Origin of the sequence: Rhizobium sp. GR12 (assembly GCF_036596185.1) — a bacterium.
GTDB classification, from domain to species: domain Bacteria; phylum Pseudomonadota; class Alphaproteobacteria; order Rhizobiales; family Rhizobiaceae; genus Agrobacterium; species Agrobacterium nepotum.
The window spans coordinates 487,619-504,961 of record NZ_JASXTH010000002.1 but is presented as its reverse complement, the minus strand read 5'-3'; the positions used below and the strand labels follow the sequence as shown (position 1 = coordinate 504,961).

The 17,343-nt window shown below is 60.3% G+C and carries 15 protein-coding genes and 1 other RNA gene; 9 read left to right on the top strand and 7 right to left on the bottom strand.

Annotation, left to right across the window (positions count from 1 at the left end):
• Positions 1-70 precede the first annotated feature (70 nt).
• A complete protein-coding gene (locus tag QSK43_RS05455) occupies positions 71-3,793 on the top strand; it encodes an AsmA family protein (protein WP_332302567.1) in 3,723 nt (1,240 codons plus the stop codon).
• Positions 3,794-4,174: 381 nt separating this feature from the next.
• Here QSK43_RS05455 and QSK43_RS05450 read toward each other — a convergent pair whose 3' ends face one another.
• The 4 genes from QSK43_RS05450 to ssrA form a co-directional block, all read right to left on the bottom strand.
• Complete coding sequence (locus tag QSK43_RS05450; protein WP_045023766.1) at positions 4,175-4,384, bottom strand: ribbon-helix-helix domain-containing protein; 210 nt, start codon at positions 4,382-4,384, stop codon at positions 4,175-4,177.
• Between the two features lie 119 nt (positions 4,385-4,503).
• Positions 4,504-4,707 (bottom strand): DUF4169 family protein, encoded by a 204-nt coding sequence (locus QSK43_RS05445; protein WP_045023768.1) that lies wholly within the window; start codon positions 4,705-4,707, stop codon positions 4,504-4,506.
• A gap of 44 nt (positions 4,708-4,751) precedes the next feature.
• Entirely contained in the window at positions 4,752-5,264 is a 513-nt protein-coding gene (locus QSK43_RS05440; RefSeq protein WP_045023770.1) for an SspB family protein, read from the bottom strand.
• Positions 5,265-5,494: 230 nt separating this feature from the next.
• Positions 5,495-5,868, bottom strand: a transfer-messenger RNA (tmRNA) gene (gene ssrA / locus QSK43_RS05435).
• Positions 5,869-6,012: 144 nt separating this feature from the next.
• Here ssrA and QSK43_RS05430 point away from each other — a divergent pair.
• The 7 genes from QSK43_RS05430 (at position 6,013) to QSK43_RS05400 (ending at position 12,658) form a co-directional block, all read left to right on the top strand.
• Positions 6,013-6,321, top strand: a complete 309-nt coding sequence (locus tag QSK43_RS05430; RefSeq protein WP_332302566.1) for a DUF2853 family protein — start codon at positions 6,013-6,015, stop codon at positions 6,319-6,321.
• A 97-nt stretch (positions 6,322-6,418) separates the two neighbouring features.
• On the top strand, positions 6,419-7,213 hold the full coding sequence (locus QSK43_RS05425) for a thymidylate synthase (protein ID WP_332302565.1): 795 nt from the start codon (positions 6,419-6,421) through the stop codon (positions 7,211-7,213).
• Positions 7,210-7,737, top strand: coding sequence for a dihydrofolate reductase (locus QSK43_RS05420; protein WP_332302564.1), 528 nt, complete (start codon positions 7,210-7,212; stop codon positions 7,735-7,737). The genes QSK43_RS05425 and QSK43_RS05420 overlap by 4 nt, the downstream gene beginning before the upstream one ends.
• A gap of 143 nt (positions 7,738-7,880) precedes the next feature.
• Positions 7,881-8,999 (top strand): FtsH protease activity modulator HflK, encoded by a 1,119-nt coding sequence (gene hflK / locus QSK43_RS05415; RefSeq protein WP_332302563.1) that lies wholly within the window; start codon positions 7,881-7,883, stop codon positions 8,997-8,999.
• Position 9,000: 1 nt separating this feature from the next.
• Complete coding sequence (gene hflC, locus QSK43_RS05410; protein WP_332302562.1) at positions 9,001-9,918, top strand: protease modulator HflC; 918 nt, start codon at positions 9,001-9,003, stop codon at positions 9,916-9,918.
• Between the two features lie 356 nt (positions 9,919-10,274).
• Entirely contained in the window at positions 10,275-11,819 is a 1,545-nt protein-coding gene (locus tag QSK43_RS05405; protein ID WP_332302561.1) for a Do family serine endopeptidase, read from the top strand.
• A gap of 89 nt (positions 11,820-11,908) precedes the next feature.
• Entirely contained in the window at positions 11,909-12,658 is a 750-nt protein-coding gene (locus QSK43_RS05400) for an SDR family oxidoreductase (protein ID WP_332302560.1), read from the top strand.
• 24 nt (positions 12,659-12,682) lie between these two features.
• On the opposite strand, the gene QSK43_RS05395 is transcribed toward QSK43_RS05400, so the two are convergent.
• Both QSK43_RS05395 and serB read right to left on the bottom strand, forming a co-directional pair.
• The gene (locus QSK43_RS05395) at positions 12,683-13,255 is read right to left on the bottom strand and encodes a GNAT family N-acetyltransferase (protein WP_332302559.1); all 573 of its coding nucleotides are present in this window, start codon (positions 13,253-13,255) and stop codon (positions 12,683-12,685) included.
• Positions 13,252-14,142, bottom strand: a complete 891-nt coding sequence (serB, locus tag QSK43_RS05390; protein ID WP_332302558.1) for a phosphoserine phosphatase SerB — start codon at positions 14,140-14,142, stop codon at positions 13,252-13,254. Before serB ends, QSK43_RS05395 begins: the two co-directional genes overlap by 4 nt.
• Here serB and miaA point away from each other — a divergent pair.
• On the top strand, positions 14,141-15,037 hold the full coding sequence (gene miaA, locus QSK43_RS05385; protein WP_332302636.1) for a tRNA (adenosine(37)-N6)-dimethylallyltransferase MiaA: 897 nt from the start codon (positions 14,141-14,143) through the stop codon (positions 15,035-15,037). The two genes, serB and miaA, sit on opposite strands and share 2 nt — an antisense overlap.
• Before the next feature lie 9 nt (positions 15,038-15,046).
• Here miaA and QSK43_RS05380 read toward each other — a convergent pair whose 3' ends face one another.
• Complete coding sequence (locus QSK43_RS05380) at positions 15,047-17,059, bottom strand: ATP-binding protein (RefSeq protein ID WP_332302557.1); 2,013 nt, start codon at positions 17,057-17,059, stop codon at positions 15,047-15,049.
• Positions 17,060-17,343: the final 284 nt, after the last annotated feature.

Here is a 17,343-nt window from a genome sequence, read left to right as displayed (position 1 = left end):
ACAAAAGGCTGCTTGCCGTTAAGGCAAATAAGAATAGGTTTGCAGCGTTCGCGAAGGGAGATGCAGGTCAGTGCTCGGGCGTATTCTGGTTTTTCTGGGCGGACTGCTGGCCGTGGTGCTGTTTTCGGCGCTGCTCATTCCCTATTTCGTCGACTGGACGGATTTCCGCCGTGATTTCGAGGATCAGGCAAGCCGCATTCTGGGCAAGAAGGTGGTGGTGCATGGCCGCGTCGAAGCCCGGCTCCTGCCTTTCCCTTCGGTTACTCTGCATGATGTGCGCGCCGGAACGGATGCGGATGGATCGCCGCTCATTCAGGTGGCGCGTTTTTCCATGGATGCCGAGCTGGCACCGTTCCTTTCCGGTGAAGCGCGCATCTTCGACATGCGCATCGAGGAACCGAAGGCCAAGATCCGGCTGCTGAAAGACGGTACTCTGGACTGGATGCGCGGCAGCCGGGCGGAAATTCCCGCCCGCACCGTGGTTCTGGAAAGCGTACAGATCGAAGGCGGGCAGATCGAATTCATCGATGAGCAATCCGGTCGCAACCGTGTGGTGACCGGTCTCAACGCTGATATGTCCGCCAATTCGCTGGCCGGGCCGTGGAAGGCGGAGGGACGTGCTGCCGTCGACGGGCATCCGGGTTCGTTCTCGCTCTCCAGCAGTGAGCCGGATTATGCCGCCGGCCGCATGGGGCTGCGGGTCCGTGTGGTGCCCGACGAGCATCCGGTCGAGGTCGATCTGGATGGTGCGATTGCGGCAACGGCTGGGAAGCCCGCCTATAGCGGCTCCTTCGCGTTCAGTTTCAAGGAAGACGAAAAACAGAAGCAGCAGGCCGGGCAATCGCTGTTTTCGTCGCCGCGCACCCGCGGCAGTTTCGAACTGACGAATGAAAGCGTGCGCATACCGAGCTACCGCATGGAACTTGGCGGCAGCGAAAATCCCTATGTGGTTACCGGCGAGGCGACGTTGGATACCGGTGCGAAGCCGGAATTCCTGTTGACGGCGGATGGCCAGCAGATCGATGTCAACCGTTTCGCGCCGCCTGTGGTGCAGACGGGCAAGACCTCGCGCCAGCCGACGACGTCCGTGCGCCAGCGCATCGAAGCCTTTGCCGCCATGGTCGCCCGCATTCCGGTTCCGCCGGTGCCGGGCAAGGCGAGCATCAGCCTTCCAGCACTCGTTTCCGATGACACGACCATTCGCGACATCCGGCTGGATGTGCGCCCGGAGGGCAGCGGCTGGCAGGTGGTGAACGCCGTGGCGACGCTGCCCGGCAGGACGCAGCTGGAAGCCAAGGGTTCCCTGACGCTTCTCGGCGGCCCCGCCTTCAACGGTAATCTGCTGCTTGCCTCCAACCAGCCGTCGGGGCTGGCGAACTGGCTTTCCGGTTCGGTCGATCCGGCGATCCGGCAGCTCAATGCGGCCGGTTTTTCCGCGGATGTCTCGCTGACGACGCTCAACCAGCGTTTCGACAATCTCGAGCTTGCCATTGGCGACGCTTCGCTGAAAGGAGAGCTGGAACGGCGCTCCGACGGCAAGACCTCCAATCTTTCCATCGATCTTGCCGGCAACGAGATCGACCTTGACGCCTTGAAGGCGCTGGGCAGTCTGGCGCTCGGCGACCAGGTCGGAAGCTCGGTCCTCGACCATCGCATCGACGCCAAGTTCAAGGCCGACCGGTTCAATATGGCCGGTGTGACTGCAAATCATGTGGAAACCGCCTTCAGCATTGCGGGCGGCGTTCTCTCGCTTGAAAAGATGACGGCCGGCGATATTGCCGGCGCGGAGGTTCGGGCGACGGGGCAGTTGCAGGGGTCGCTGCTGAAATATGCCGGCAAGGGCACGGTGAATCTGCATGCGACCGATATGCAGCCATTCTTCACGATGCTGCAGCAGAAGTTGCCGAATCATCCATTCCTTGGCCGGCTGGCGGCCAGCGCACCTTGGTACGCCAATTCCGATCTTTCCATGGATGTTTCGGTCAACAGCGAAAATGGCGGCGCGAATGTTGCCGTTTCCGGCACCGTCAATGGCAGCCGCCTGTCGGCGGTGGCCAAGATGCCGGATTTCCTGTCGATTACCGACGATACGGCCATGTCGCTGGAAGCGGTCCTGAAAAACCAGTCGACGGCGATCCTGTTCGGGCAGGCGGGGCTTGATCCGCTGCCGTTCGATGCGGACGGGGAGGGGCTTCTCTCCGTCAAGCTCAACGGCACGCTTGGCTCCCCCGTCCAGACCGATATCCGCTTCTCGACGGAGCGCACGCATTTTTCGATGATCGGGTCCTTTGCCGTTTCGGCCGCCAATTTTGGCGAAGGGAGCGCGGATCTGGCGCTGGAAAGCGCCGATATCGAACCATATCTCATCATGAACGCCGTCGGCCTGCCTCAGCTTGGCGGCGGAATGGCATTGAAGGCGAACGGGAAAATGGCGGTGGAGGCGCAACAGGTTGCGTTTTCCTCCCTCAGTGGGCAGGCGGGCGGCAATCCCTTCTCGGGCAATCTGGCGTTCCAGCGCGCGGCGCGGCATCCCGTAACCGGCGATCTTGCCGTCAGGACCGCCGATCTCGCCTGGCTTGGAGATGCGATCTACGGCCCGGTGATCGACCCGGAAACCGGTGCTCTCAACGCCAAGCCGCTGGCCATGCCCGCTTTCCCGCAGCTCAAGGCTTCGCTGTCGCTGAAAGCGGAAAGTTTCGAGGCCGGTCCCTTCGGCACTGTCACGGGTCTTTCGGCCAAGGTCACACATGATGAGGGCAGCCTCGCGCTCGATGATGTCTCCGGCACCTTCATGGGCGGCAAGCTGACGGGCAGACTTGCCATGTCCACGGGTGAGGGGGCGGGCATTTTCCGCACGAAGATCGCCGTGAGCGACGCTAATCCAGAGGCGATATTGTGGGCGAACGCCAACGGCCCGGTCGCGACGGGCCGGGCGGCGATCGACCTGACCGCTGAATCGACGGGCAAAAGCGTCGGCGAAATCCTGAAGTCCTCGGGCGGTTCGGGTGAAGTCCGCGCCAGCGGGCTGGTGCTCAAGGGACTCAATCCCGCCGCCTTTCCGCCGATCCTGCAGGCGGCGGAAACCTTGCCGCAACCGATTGATGCGCCCAAGGTGCGGCCCCTGGTTGACCAGAGCCTGTGGCAGGGTGAAATATCGCTCGGCGACGTGGCCTTGCCGTTCACGCTGAATGGCGGTGCGCTTCACTTCAAGAACTTGCGGGCCGGGATCGATCCGGTGACGCTCACCGGCGATGCTACGGTCGACCTTGCGGCTTCAACCGTGAACGGCGATCTCGATCTTCTCTTCAATCCCGGCACGGAGGCTGTCGCCGGGGCCGAGCCGTCGGTGCGCCTGAATTATAACGGTCCGCTTGCCGCACCGGCCTTGACGACCGATGTTTCGGCGCTCGGCAATTATCTGTCGCTCCGGGCTTTCGAAAAGGAACGCCGCCGCGTGGAGGCCATGCAGGCCAGCGTTCTCGAAAAGCAGCGCCTGCGCCGTGAAGTGGCGCTTTATCGTTTCCAGGCGACCGAACGTCAGGCCGAAAAAGAGCGGGCGGAGGCTGAAGCCAAGGCCAAGGCGGAAGAGGAGGCGCGGCTGAAGGCCGTGGCCGAAGAACGTCTGCGGCAGGAAAAGGAACAGCAGGAGCGGTTGTTGCAGCAACAGCAGCAGCAGCAGCAGCAGCAGCAACCCGTTCCCGAACGGCAATCCGCGCCGGCTCTGATGGTGCCTCCAACGGAAAACGCGATCAGGCAACTGGCGCCGCCGGAGAACGCTCCCGCCGGTCCGTAACTCTTCTAGTGCAAGGGAGAATGCAGCCGCCTCTCATGCCGAGAGGGTGCGGAACCCGTTGTCGAATTGGATGTTATTTCCGGGGTGAGCCTGACGCGGGAGTTTGTCGCCTTCGTCAGGGTGCCGAAGCGGTATAGGACGAGGAGAGGATGGAAGCCCGTGATGCCTATTCTCGGGATGGCCCGATACATGGCTCGCCTCGTAACGGATGTGGGCTGGAAAGGTCTGAAAGCAAGGCTACGCAATACGGGGATGCCTTGAGACGTAGATTAGGCCGGGAATGTTTAATGAATACTTTCGAGGCGTTACGAGTTTTCGGCGGGAATATTTGTAGTCGGCGGAGGCAGCAGCCGGGCCGGATCGCGCTTCAGCCGGAAAAGATCATCTCGTCTTGAGCCAGTTCAGGACGTAGACCCGCAAGGATGAGGACAGATTGCTGTCGGCGGGCCGGTTGTCGTCTATTTCCGCGAGCAGGGCGGCGAAACTGATCTTGCGTTTTTCGGCAATGATTTTGAGTTCGTCCCAGAAGGCATCCTCGAGCGAAATGCTGGTACGGTGGCCGTGCAATGTCGTGGAGTGCTTGCGGATCATCAGATCGGTCTCCGGGTGGCAATCTGAATCATGTCTCGCCGGCAAGCCCCTGTTTCGCAATAGTTTTCCGATTTCCCCGGGGAGCTTGTTCCGCCAGGCCGCGTCTTGCCGCCGGCTCGTCAGTCCCTGTCGGTCCTGTCTTCGTCTTTTTCGAGCCGTCCCTGATCGAGGGCCTTTTCGGCTTTCTCGTTAAGGGCGGATGTCAGGTTTTTTTCCGCCTTGGCGCGGCCGAAGGACAGGCGGTTCTGCTCCGCCTGTTTTTCTTTTTCGCTACGGGCTTTCTGCTTCTTGAACTGACGCAGATTGACGATATCGGCGGCCATGCGGATATGTCTCCTTGAGCTTCGCGCGGTCGGGCCGGAAGCCGTTATTGCTTCTTGCGGAATGCGTCGAGCGAAACGACGGAGCCTTCCTTCTTTTCCTCGCCAGCTTTGGGGGGCTCGGAAGGGGAAGCCGGCTTTGCCTCGTGCGAGACGGGATAGGCGGTGATTTCGGCCTCTTCCAGCTCTTCCTCTTCGGCCAGGGGCACATCGAACTCAAGCTCGAAATTGACGGAGGGATCGTAGAAACCGCGAATGGCATTATAGGGAACGACCAGCTTTTCCGGCGTATCGGAGAAGGACAGGCCGATTTCGAAGCCGATTTCCGTAACCTTCAGATCCCAGAACTGGTGCTGGATGACGATGGTCATCTGCTCGGCATATTTGGACTTGAGGTGCTGCGAAATCCGCACGCCGGGCGCGCCGGTCAGGAATGTGATGAAGAAATGGTGGTCTCCAGGCAGGCGGCCGGTTGCGGCCACTTCACCCAAAACTTTACGAATAACGCCGCGAAGGGCATCCTGTGCGAGAATGTCGTAACGGATATGATCCTGCCCCATGCGGTCCTGTCTTTCCCTTATTCGAACGTCTTTTAAAGCGCTGCGCGCCATATGCGCCAAGGACGCTGTAACACTTTGAATCTTCGCGTAATCCTTGAAGGCGGGATCAATTTCGATCCTGATGGCTACGCGTTGCCCAAGTATACGCAATGTCCCGAACGGCAGCAACGGAAAAGCCGATGCCGATTACAAGTCAGCTATCATATAACCAATTCAGGCAAAATGGAGAAGGTGGAGGTTTCTGTTGCCAGGTACCTCCGAACCCCGCCTCACGGGGCTAACCGTGAGGGCTTAGAGCGGAATTCCCGCACCGCCATTAGGCAGCGAGAGCGTATTCCTTAGCGTTGTTGTCATTTGCAACTACACTTGTGACCCGATAACGGCGGTATCATGCCGAGCAAAAGTTCGATCTTTACGCCCTTGTCGATCCTATTTCGCCCCCATCAAAAGCCGGCCTTCGTCTCGAACGGGCCCGCCGGTTTTTGGTGGAGGCGCCGGGTACCGCCCCCGGGTCCAATAGGTTTATTACACCGACCGTTTATCGCCATATCCGGGTTGCCCCGGCAAGGTTCATATAGGCGTTTCCACTGGCCGAGAAAAGGGGGGCTGTGACAATTCCATGAAAAGGTTTCATATTTTCCGTCGGCAATTTAGACAATTCTTGACGACGAGGGATTGCTGACACATTCTCCGTACAACCGGTCACCTGAAACAACACCGGGCCGGGGACACACGCTAAGGAGTGGACATGACTGACTATCTCGCAGATGTGAAGAAATACGATGCAGCAGCCGACGAAGCCGTGGTCGGCAAGATCGTCAAACATCTCGGTATCGCACTGCGTAACCGGGATTCATCGCTGGTGTCCGCTTCCGATCCGGAAGAGCTTGCACGCGTCAAGGCCAGCTGGTGCGGCAAGAAGCTCGGCATTACCGATGACAGCGCCGACAAGGCGATCGATGCGGTTTGCAAGGTCATGGCGGGGGACCGCTCCAAGTCGCGCGTGACCTTCTATTATCTGGTGGCCAAGGAACTGGGCAAACTCCCGTCGCTCTGATTTCCCCGGAAAAACGGGGATAAACGACCCCGGTGATTTGTTCTGCCGCCCTGTGCTATTATATTGCCTGAATATCAGGGAATCGGCGGCAGAACGCATGAAACAATATCTCGATCTTCTCCGGCATGTGATGGATACCGGCTCCGACCGCGGAGACCGCACCGGCACCGGCACGCGCTCGGTCTTCGGTTACCAGATGCGTTTCGACCTTGCGCAAGGTTTTCCGGTTCTGACCACCAAGAAGCTGCATCTGCGCTCGATCATCCATGAACTCCTGTGGTTCCTGCAGGGCGATACCAATATCGCCTATCTCAAGGAGAACGGCGTTTCCATCTGGGACGAGTGGGCTGACGAGAATGGCGATCTCGGTCCGGTCTACGGTGCGCAGTGGCGCTCCTGGCCGGCTCCGGATGGACGTCACATCGACCAGATCGCGCTGTTGATCGAAGCCCTGAAAACCAACCCCAATTCCCGCCGCCATATCGTTTCGGCGTGGAACCCGGCGCTGGTGGACGAGATGGCGCTGCCGCCCTGCCATTGCCTGTTCCAGTTCTATGTTTCGGACGGAAAGCTGTCCTGCCAGCTTTACCAGCGCTCAGCCGATATTTTCCTCGGCGTGCCGTTCAACATCGCTTCCTACGCGCTTCTGACGCTGATGGTTGCGCAGGTTACCGGGCTGAAGCCCGGCGATTTCGTCCATACGCTCGGCGATGCGCATATCTACGCCAACCATTTCGAGCAGGCGAAATTGCAGATGACCCGCACGCCCAAGGCCTTGCCGACCATGCGCCTCAACCCGGATGTGCGAGACCTTTTCTCCTTTAAGTTCGAAGACTTTACGCTGGAGAACTACGAGGCCGATTCAACCATCAAGGCGCCGATCGCGGTATGAGCGGGCCGCGCGTCACCATCATCGTCGCTGTCTCGGAAAACGGCGTTATCGGCCGCGATCTCGATATGCCGTGGAAGCTCTCCACCGATCTCAAACGCTTCAAGGCGATGACGATGGGCAAGCCGCTCATCATGGGCCGCAAGACATTTTTATCCGTCGGCGAGCGCCCCTTGCCGGGCCGGCCGCACATTATCGTCAGCCGCAACGCGGACTACAGACCGGAAGGCGTGGACGTTGCGTCATCGCTGGAAGACGCCCTGAAGCTTGCCAAAAGCAAGGCTGGGGAACTGGGTGTGGATGAGGTTTTCGTGGCCGGTGGTGGGGAAATTTACCGTCAGGCGATGCCGTTTGCCGATCAACTTTCCGTCACCCATGTGGCCGTAAAGCTCGATGGCGACACTTTTTTTCCGGAAATCGACCCGGCCGTTTTCGAAAAAATCGAGGAAAGTGCCGTTCCCGCAGGGGAAAAGGACAATTACCCGGTTCTGTTCACCACTTATTTGCGGAGAGCCGCGTCAAAGTGAACTATTTACCCTGATCGGGTATTTAGTTACCACCTCTGCGTTGAAACGGACGCTTCTCCTTCTTATAACGGGTCCATATTCCCGCCGCACGCGAGCAATCGCTTTCGAACGGGATCGGGAGAGGCTTTTATAAAGAGGTATTGATGCCCTGGAGCAATCAGAATGGCGGCGGCGGCCCTTGGGGCGGCGGCGGTGGCGGAAACAACCAGGGCGGCGGTGGCGGCCCGTGGGGACAGGGGCCTAACAAGCCTCGCGGCGGTGGCGGCGGCAATGGCGGCCCGCCCGATCTGGAAGAGATCATCCGGCGCAGCCAGGACCGTTTCAAGAATGTCCTGCCGGGCGGCTTCAATGGCGGCGCGGTTGCGATCGTCGTTCTCGTCGTGCTGGTATTCCTCGGCATCCAGTCCATCTACACCGTCCAGCCGGACGAGCGTGGCGTTGAGCTGCGTTTCGGCCGTCCCAAGGATGAAATCTCGATGCCGGGCCTGCATTTCCATCTGTGGCCGGTCGAGACGGTTGAAATCGTCAAGGTAACCGAACAGCAGCAGAATATCGGTTCGCGCGCTTCGTCGTCTTCATCGAGCGGCGTGATGCTGACCGGCGACCAGAACATCGTCAACGTGCAGTTCTCGGTGCTCTATACCGTTTCGGATCCGAAATCCTATCTCTTCAACGTCGACAGCCCGGCCGAAACCCTGCAGCAGGTTTCCGAAAGCGCCATGCGCGAAGTCGTCGGCCGTCGTCCGGCACAGGATATTTTCCGCGATAACCGTCAGGCGATCGCGGCGGATGTCCGCACCATCATCCAGTCCACCATGGACGGTTACGGCGCCGGTATTTCCATCAATGCCGTGGCTATCGAAGATGCGGCGCCGCCGCGCGAAGTGGCCGACGCATTCGATGAAGTGCAGCGTGCCGAGCAGGACGAGGATCGTTTCGTTCAGGAAGCCAACCAGTACGCCAACCAGAAATTGGGCGCCGCACGCGGTCAGGCAGCACAGATCGTCGAAGAGGCGAACGCCTACAAGTCGCGTGTCGTCAACGAGGCTGAGGGTGAGGCGCAGCGCTTCATCTCCATCTACGACCAGTATCGCACGGCACCTGATGTGACCCGCCAGCGCATGTTCCTGGAAACCATGGAACAGGTCCTGAAGGGCTCCAACAAGGTCATCATCGACGAAAAACAGGGTGTGGTGCCTTATCTGCCTCTGAACGAGATCATGCGCGGCAATCCGGGCGCGACACAGCAGGGAGGCAACTGATATGGGCAACCGTCTTACGGCCATTCTCGTCGGTCTCGCGGCCGTGCTTTTCCTCGGCTATTCGTCGATCTTCGTCGTCACCGAGCGCCAGCAGGCCATCGTCGTGCGCTTCGGTCAAATCCAGGACGTGAAAACGGCGCCGGGCCTCTATTTCAAGCTGCCCTTCGCCTTCATGGATGCCGACCGCGTGCAATATGTCGAGAACCGGGCGCTGCGCTTCGATCACGACAACATCCGCGTCCAGGTTTCCGGCGGCAAGTTCTACGAGGTCGATGCCTTCGTGGTCTATCGCATCACGGATGCGCGCCGCTTCCGGCAAACGGTTTCCGGCGACCAGATGTCGGCGGAATCGCGTCTTCGCACCCGTCTCGACGCATCACTGCGCCGGGTCTACGGTCTTCGCGGTTTTGAATCCGCACTCTCGGATGCGCGTGCATCGATGATGCAGGAAGTACGTGACGACCTGCGCACCGATGCGGAATCGCTCGGCCTCAGCATCGTGGATGTCCGCATCCGCCGTACCGATCTGACGCAGGAAGTGTCGCAGCAGACCTTTGAACGCATGAAGTCGGAACGTCTGGCGGAAGCCGAGCTGATCCGCGCCCGCGGTAACGAGGAGGCCCAGCGCCGCCGCGCTATCGCCGATCGTCAGGTCGTGGAATTCGAGTCCGGCGCCCGTCGCCAGTCCGAAGTGTTGCGCGGTGAGGGCGATGCGGAGCGTAACCGGGTTTTCGGTGAAGCTTTCCAGCGCGATCCGAGCTTCTTCGAGTTCTATCGTTCGATGGCGGCCTATTCCAGCGCACTGTCTGGAACCGGCACTACGCTGGTCCTGTCTCCCGACTCGACCTTCTTCCGTTATTTCAACGATATCAACGGTGCTCCGTCCCCGGCTCCGGCCGCACCGGCACCGGCGAACTGATAGCAGATCGACTGATTTTGGAGGGGCCGGTTTTGACCGGCCCTTTCTTTTTGACAGACATCTCCACTCGCATGGCGTCCTTCTCGGACTCGACTCGAGAATCCACGATCCGAGCGCTATGGATCCTCGGGTCAGGCCCGATGATGACGGAGGAGAGGGCGTGAGCAGCCGTTGTTGGTAATTTGAGGACTGGTTTGGGCCGGCCCTTTCTTTTGACCCGGTTTTCGTGCCAATGCTGTGGACAGGGGCAGGGCGTCATTCGCCTGTTCACGAAAAGGTATTTTTACACTTCATCATTCCGCCTTATGCTTTGTCGATATATGCAAAGCGAGACTATTTGAAACGCGAGGACGCTTATGGCCGTGACCCTTCTTTCGCCTTTTCGCAGCAGCATTGCCGCAGTCGCGGGCATCGCGCTTATGGCGGGTAGCCTTTCGGCACCGGTTGCGGCGAGAGCGCAGAGCCATGGGCCGGAATCGGTCGCCGATCTCGCCGCGCCGCTTCTCGATGCGGTGGTGAATATTTCGACGTCGCAGAACGTCAAGACCGACGGCAAGGGGCCCATTCCTCCGAAGTTGCCGGAAGGCTCTCCTTTCCAGGAGTTCTTCAAGGATTATTTCGACAACCAGAAACCGGAAGGCGGCGACAAGGTCAATTCGCTCGGCTCCGGCTTCGTCATCGATCCGGCCGGCTACGTCGTCACCAACAACCACGTTATCGAGGGCGCGGATGCCATCGAGGTGATTTTCCCGAACGGTTCGAAGCTCAAGGCAACGCTGGTCGGCACCGATACGAAAACCGATCTTTCCGTCTTGAAGGTGGAACCGAAGGCTCCGTTGAAGGCCGTCAAATTCGGCGATTCGCGCAGCATGCGCATCGGCGACTGGGTGATGGCCATCGGCAATCCCTTCGGCCTCGGCGGATCGCTGACCGTCGGCGTCGTCTCCGCGCGCGGCCGCAACATCAATGCCGGACCCTATGACAACTTCATCCAGACGGATGCGGCGATCAACAAGGGCAATTCCGGCGGCCCGCTCTTCAACATGAAGGGTGAGGTGATCGGTATCAATACGGCGATCATTTCGCCGAGCGGCGGTTCGATCGGTATCGGTTTTGCCGTTCCGACGGAACTTGCCCAGAATATCGTGCAGCAGCTCATCGAATTCGGCGAGACCCGCCGTGGCTGGCTCGGTGTTCGCGTTCAGCCGGTTTCCGACGACGTGGCCGCAAGCCTCGGCATGGAAACCGCCAAGGGCGCGTTGATTTCCGGCGTGGCCAAGGGCGGTCCGGTGGAAAATGGCCCGATCGAGGCCGGTGACGTCGTGTTGAAATTCGACGGCAAGGATATTCACGAGATGCGTGACCTCCTGAGGATCGTGGCGGAAAGCCAGGTCGGCAAGGAGGTCGATGTGGTGATCTTCCGTGACGGCAAGGAAGAAACCGTCAAGGTGACGCTCGGCCAGTTGCAGGACGTGCCGGATGAAAAGGCCGCAACCGACGATCCGCAGGCCGAAGACGGCGACGGCGGCGTAGTGGTGCCGGAAGATAAGGGTGGCGCCGACGATCAGGCTCAGGACCAGACGCCGGAGGTGCGCGAAGCGCCGCAGCGCGTACTTGGCATGAACCTCGTGGTGCTGAGCAATGAGCTGCGGACGGAAAAGGGCATTGCCGAAAGCGTCGAAGGCGTGCTCGTCGCCAGCGTCGAGCCGGGTTCGTCGGCCGAACAGAAGGGCATGAAGGCGGGCGATGTCATCGTCGAGGTCGGACAGGACTTCATGGAGGTTCCGGGCGACGTGCTGGTGCGCGTCAACGGCCTGAAATCCGAGGGCCGCAAGAATGCGCATATGATGGTTGCCGATGCGCAGGGCAATCTGCGCGTCGTGGCGCTGCCGCTGGAATAAACGCCTTTCGCCCGATCCATCAGGAATCGGGTGGTTGCGGGTAGGTGCAGTCTCTATCCCTTGGTCTCCGAACACAGGAGGCCAAGGATATGAAATTACTCGAAAACAAGGTTGCCATCATCACCGGCGCGTCATCCGGCATCGGCCGGGCGACGGCAATGCTGTTTGCCGAACAGGGTGCGGCCGTCGTCATCAATGCGCGCGGTGCGGCGGCGCTGGAGGAGGTAGCCACGGCTATTCGCCAGTCCGGCGCTCGTGTTCACACGGTCGTGGGTGATGTCGGTCTGGCGGAAACCCATTCCCGGCTGGCGGATGCGGCTCTGACCGTCTTCGGCGGTCTCGATATCGCCGTCAACAATGCCGGCGCGGTCGGCGCCATGAAGCCGCTCGCGGAGATTTCGCTCGAGGAATGGGATCATGTGCTCACCGCCAATCTCACCTCCGCATTTTTAGGCGCGCGCAGCCAGATTCCGCTGATGTTGAAGCGGGGCGGCGGCTCGGTCGTCTTCACCTCCAGCTTCGTCGGAACCAGTGCCGGCATACCGGGCATGGCGGCCTATGGCACATCGAAGGCCGCGCTGATGGGGCTGGTGAAAGGCATTACCGCCGATTATGCCGTGCAGGGCATTCGCGCCAATGCGGTGCTTTCGGGCGGGGTCGATACGCCCATGGCCGGAAACGCCGCCCAGAAGGAATGGGCTGCGGGCCTGCATGCGATGAAACGCATCGCAGAACCGGAAGAGCTGGCGCAGGCCGCGCTGTTCCTTGCGAGCCCGATGTCGAGCTTCGTCGCCGGGGCAGCCCTGTTTGCCGATGGCGGCAATGCGGCGGTGAAATAGGTTTGGGTGTGGCGGACGAGGGCGTTATTGCGCCTGTCGTTCCCGCCACTCCTGCAATGTCAACGCATAGGTCACATGTGGGCGCAAATGCGGATGGCTATCCTCGGGCACACGCGGATGGTCGAAGTCGCGCGAAGGGTCACGCTTGAGGCCGATGCGTTCCATTACCCGCGTTGAACGCTGGTTGTTATGGACGGCGAAGGAGACGATTTCCGGCGTTTCCTTTTCGTCGAAGGCCATGACGAGCAGCGATTGGGCAGCTTCTGTGACATAGCCGTGGCCCCAGAAGCGGGTGGCCAGCCGCCAGCCGATCTCCATGGTTCCAAGCGGGAAGGGCGGATCGAGGTTCATGACCGGCGATATGCCGCAGAACCCCATGACTTCGCCGGTTTCGCGCAGTTCCATGGCATAAAAGCCGTAGCCGCTGCCGCGGATCATGCCATTGATGGTTTCCAGGACGGCGTCCGCTTCCGCATGGCTGCGGCGGAAGGGGAAAAATTCCATGACCTTTTCGTCGGCATTGATTTCGCGGAACAGATCGCGGTCGCTCTCCTTCCACTCGCGCAGAATGAGCCTTGGTGTCTCGCGGATGATCATGGAACGACAAAATCCGTCTTGCGGTAGCCCTGGATGTAAAGAAGCGCGGTCAGATCGCCATGGTCGATGCGCATCTGCGCCTCGGCGGCAACGGCCGGCTTGGCGTGCAGGGCAACGCCTGCACCGGCCAGATGCAGCATGCCGAGATCGTTGGCGCCGTCACCGACGGCCATCGCCTCTTCCGGCGAGATGCCGAGTTTTGCGGCTATATCGTTCAGTGCGTCGACCTTGGCCTGCTTGCCGAGGATCGGTTCGGCAACGGTGCCGTCAAGCTCACCATTGGCTTCGCCGAGAAGATTGGCGCGGTTCTCATCGAAACCCAGCATGGCCGCGACGCGGCCGGTGAACACGGTGAAGCCGCCGGAAACGAGAGCAGCGTAGTAGCCCTTCGCCTTCATGGTGGCGATCAGTTCCTTGCCGCCGGATGTCAGCGTGATGCGCTTTTCGATGACGTCGTCGATAACAGAGACCGGCAGGCCCTTCAGCAGCGCCACACGCTCCCGCAGCGCCGGTTCGAAAGCGATCTCGCCATTCATTGCGCGGGCGGTAATCGTGGAAACCTTTTCCTTCAGCCCGACTTCCGCCGCCAGCTCGTCGATGCATTCCTGGCCGATCATGGTCGAATCCATATCGGCAATCAGAAGCTTCTTGCGCCGCCTGTCCTGTTCCTGAATGACGATATCGACCGGTTGGCCCAGAAGTGCGCCGGTAAGCGCGTTGCGCGCCTGCGTCGCATCGGTTCCTTCGGGCAGGGCGATATCGCAGGCGATGCCGTCGGCCAGCCAGTAGAGACCCGACGCATTTACGGCCTTTGCGGCCGCTTCGCCGAGGGCCGGTGTCAGAACAGGATTTGACGGATTGGCGATAAGCGTGGCAACGAAAGCCATGATGAAAAACCTTGATGAGAATTTTGATGCGATCCTGATAACCGGCCCAACGGCAAGCGGCAAGTCCGCGCTTGCGCTTCGTCTGGCACTGGAGCGGAATGGCGTCGTCATCAATGCCGACAGCATGCAGGTTTACGATACGCTGAGGGTGCTGACCGCGCGGCCATCCGAGGACGAAATGGAAGGCGTGCCGCATCTGCTTTACGGTCATGTGCCGGCGAGCAACCTCTATTCGACGGGCGAATGGCTGCGCGAGATTTCGGCCTTGCTCGACGATTTGCGCAATGAGGGGTGCTTTCCCGTCATCGTCGGCGGCACGGGGCTTTATTTCAAGGCGCTGACGGGTGGCCTTTCCGATATGCCAGCCATTCCGGACGACATACGCGAGGGGCTGCGTGCCCGGTTGATCGAAGAGGGGGCGGTTGTTCTTCATGCGGAACTATCGCTGCGCGATCCTGCCATGGCGGAAGGGCTTCAGCCGGGGGACGGCCAGCGGATCGTCCGGGCGCTGGAAGTGATCGAGGCGACCGGAAAGTCGATCCGGGATTTCCAAAAATCCAGTGGCCCGGTGATTGTCGATCCGGATCGGGCGCAAAAATTTGTCGTCCTGCCGGAAAGGCCGGTGCTGCACGACCGCATCAACCGTCGTTTCGAAACCATGATGGAGAGCGGCGCGGTGGAGGAGGTGAAAGCCCTTCTCGCCCTGAACCTTGCGCCCGACGCGACCGCAATGAAGGCAATCGGCGTTGCCCAGATCGCCGATATGCTGACTGGTCGCATGAGCGAGGCTGAGGTGATCGAAAAATCGGCGGCCGCGACCCGTCAATATGCCAAACGGCAGATGACATGGTTTCGCAACCAGATGGGACCGGACTGGACCCGTATCCAGCCGTGAAGGCCAGGGTCAATCCTTCCGGTAGAGACTGCCGAGCGGCTTCTTCAGCAGGCTTTCCCGCAGTGACGGGCGTGCATCGCCGGGGGGCGGGCCATTCTGTGCGTGCATCTGGAAACCGGCCTTGCGCAATTCGTTGACGGCGCCGGAGGCGGTGTCCACCGCAGCCGCCGGGTTTTGCGGCGCTGAGGTCGCGCGTCCGGGCAGCATGTCCGGGCGGTAAGGCTCGTAGCCATCCGTTGTGGTCGTGCCCAGTTCGCGCTTCCAGCGATCGATATCATCCGTCTCTCTGGGCATGGCCACCGGTTCCGGCAGATCGGAAAAGGCCGCCTCGACGCTTTGCTGAAAGCCTGTGATGACCGGCTTGGCTACAGAGCGCATGCGGGTGACGATGGTGTTCAGATCGACCGTATCGGGCGTTTCGTGGGACGTGTGGCTGATCATGCCGCTCGCCTTCGGTAGTTTGACTGTAGGCACGCGGTCGAAGCGCATGCGCATCGGCACGCCCACCGCCTCACCGAAGGCGATGGCCTCGCCATTGCCGATGGATGAGAGAAAGCTGGTGGTCGATGTCGAGGCGTTCGGTACAGCGGACAGAATGATCTTCTGGTCGATCTCGTTTGAAAGCCGCATGGCGAAAACCGTAGAGCACTGCGACAGGATGGTCTGGTCCAGTTCGCTCGGCCGCTGGCTGATGACGCCGAGCGAGATGCCGTATTTTCGGCCTTCCTTGGCGATCTGGGCGATCGATTGCCGGGTGGGAAAAAAGCCGCGCTCGGGGTCGGCCGGAACATAACGGTGCGCTTCTTCGCAGACCACCAGCATATGCAGCGAGCCGCGCGCCAGGACCGCAAGCTCGAACGACATGCGGCAGAGGACGGAAACCACCGAGTTCACCACTTCGGAAGGGATGCCGGACAGCTGGAAAACCGAGATCGGCTTTCCTTCTCCGGGAATACGGAAGATATGCGCCACCGTTTCCAGAATGGTATCGCTGATCGTATTGCTGGAGAACATGAAATTGTAGCGCGTATCGTTGATAGCCGAGAGGATGCGACCCTTCAGGGAGCGCAGCGCCGGCTTTTCACCACGCCCTTCCAGCCGCCCGATACGCTCGTCGATGAGAGCCAGAAGATCGGCCATGCGGTAGGGCACCGGCGCATCCGGTGTGATCGCGCTTTTATCGGAGGTGCGGCGAACGGCGGAACCATCGGTGCCGCGAAATGCCTTTTTTGCTTCCGGAACGAGATCGCGCAGAACGTCCATTTCTTCCGGCACCGGCTTGCGGCCCCGGAAAACCACTTCCGCGAATTCCTCAAGGCGCATCAGCCAGAAGGGGAGGTCCAGCGTATCGGTATCGATGACAACCGAATGATCGGGAAAAGCAGCCGCGAATTCATTGTGCGGATCGAGAATGAGGACACGCAGCTTCGGGTCGGTCTCGATCGCCTTGTTCAAAAGCAGGGAGACCGCGGTGGTTTTGCCCACGCCCGTCGATCCGACGACAGCGAAATGTTTCGCCAGCATCTGCTGGATGTTGATGGTCGCGCCGATCGTGTCGTCTTGCGTCAGTTTGCCGATGACGCAGCTGTCACGCTTGCCGCCATCGTAAATCTTGGCAAGGTCGCCCGTGCGGATGCGGTGCGCCACCGCGCCGAGATAGGGGTAACGGGAAATGCCGGTGGAAAAGCGCTCGCTGCCGTCCTCGGTGCGGAAGACTTCGCCGACGAGTTCCACATCGATCAGCAGCCTGTTCGGCCTGTCCGACGACCAGTGTTCCTCGCCGGTGCGCATGGCGTATACCAGCGCCGCGACACGGCTCGTCCCCATTTCGATGGAAATCAGGCGGCCGACGGACCAGAGTTGCGCAACATCGGTGGAACCGATCTCGGTTTCGGCGGATATGGTCGCATGCGCGCCGTTACAGGCGATGACGCGGCCCAGCATGCGGTTTGCCGGTTGCTGGCCGGATCGCCGTTCGTTTTCGTCCATGCGGGACGCTTTATGAAACTCGTCGTTGTTCACGTCTTATCCCGGTACATGCGGATGATCGCGGTGGTGCGGGCAGTATCTGCGTCTTCGATCATAAAAGATTATATTTAACAACATGTGTACCGATTGCGTTCGAAAATTTCGCCAGTATGGCATTTCTCGCAATAAAAGAAGCGGGCTCCGATTTTTCCCCCAATATGCGTTGACGGCTCACGCTTTTCTGGCTAACACTCCGACCCATGAAAAATCTTAACGTACTTATCGTGGTGGGACGGCGCATGGGCAGGATGGTGTAACCATCCGGCGAAAGCACCCAT

Excerpts from the sequence above, each read along its gene's own strand:
- QSK43_RS05430 (WP_332302566.1), top strand. The coding sequence starts at position 6,013 with ATGACTGACTATCTCGCAGATGTGAAGAAATACGATGCAGCAGCCGAC.
- QSK43_RS05395 (WP_332302559.1), bottom strand. The coding sequence starts at position 13,255 with ATGATCATCCGCGAGACACCAAGGCTCATTCTGCGCGAGTGGAAGGAG.
- QSK43_RS05405 (WP_332302561.1), top strand. The coding sequence starts at position 10,275 with ATGGCCGTGACCCTTCTTTCGCCTTTTCGCAGCAGCATTGCCGCAGTC.
- QSK43_RS05445 (WP_045023768.1), bottom strand. The coding sequence starts at position 4,707 with ATGGCCGCCGATATCGTCAATCTGCGTCAGTTCAAGAAGCAGAAAGCC.
- QSK43_RS05420 (WP_332302564.1), top strand. The coding sequence starts at position 7,210 with ATGAGCGGGCCGCGCGTCACCATCATCGTCGCTGTCTCGGAAAACGGC.
- serB (WP_332302558.1), bottom strand. The coding sequence starts at position 14,142 with ATGGCTTTCGTTGCCACGCTTATCGCCAATCCGTCAAATCCTGTTCTG.
- hflK (WP_332302563.1), top strand. The coding sequence starts at position 7,881 with ATGCCCTGGAGCAATCAGAATGGCGGCGGCGGCCCTTGGGGCGGCGGC.
- QSK43_RS05400 (WP_332302560.1), top strand. The coding sequence starts at position 11,909 with ATGAAATTACTCGAAAACAAGGTTGCCATCATCACCGGCGCGTCATCC.
- QSK43_RS05440 (WP_045023770.1), bottom strand. The coding sequence starts at position 5,264 with ATGGGGCAGGATCATATCCGTTACGACATTCTCGCACAGGATGCCCTT.
- QSK43_RS05425 (WP_332302565.1), top strand. The coding sequence starts at position 6,419 with ATGAAACAATATCTCGATCTTCTCCGGCATGTGATGGATACCGGCTCC.
- QSK43_RS05450 (WP_045023766.1), bottom strand. The coding sequence starts at position 4,384 with ATGATCCGCAAGCACTCCACGACATTGCACGGCCACCGTACCAGCATT.
- hflC (WP_332302562.1), top strand. The coding sequence starts at position 9,001 with ATGGGCAACCGTCTTACGGCCATTCTCGTCGGTCTCGCGGCCGTGCTT.
- miaA (WP_332302636.1), top strand. The coding sequence starts at position 14,141 with ATGATGAAAAACCTTGATGAGAATTTTGATGCGATCCTGATAACCGGC.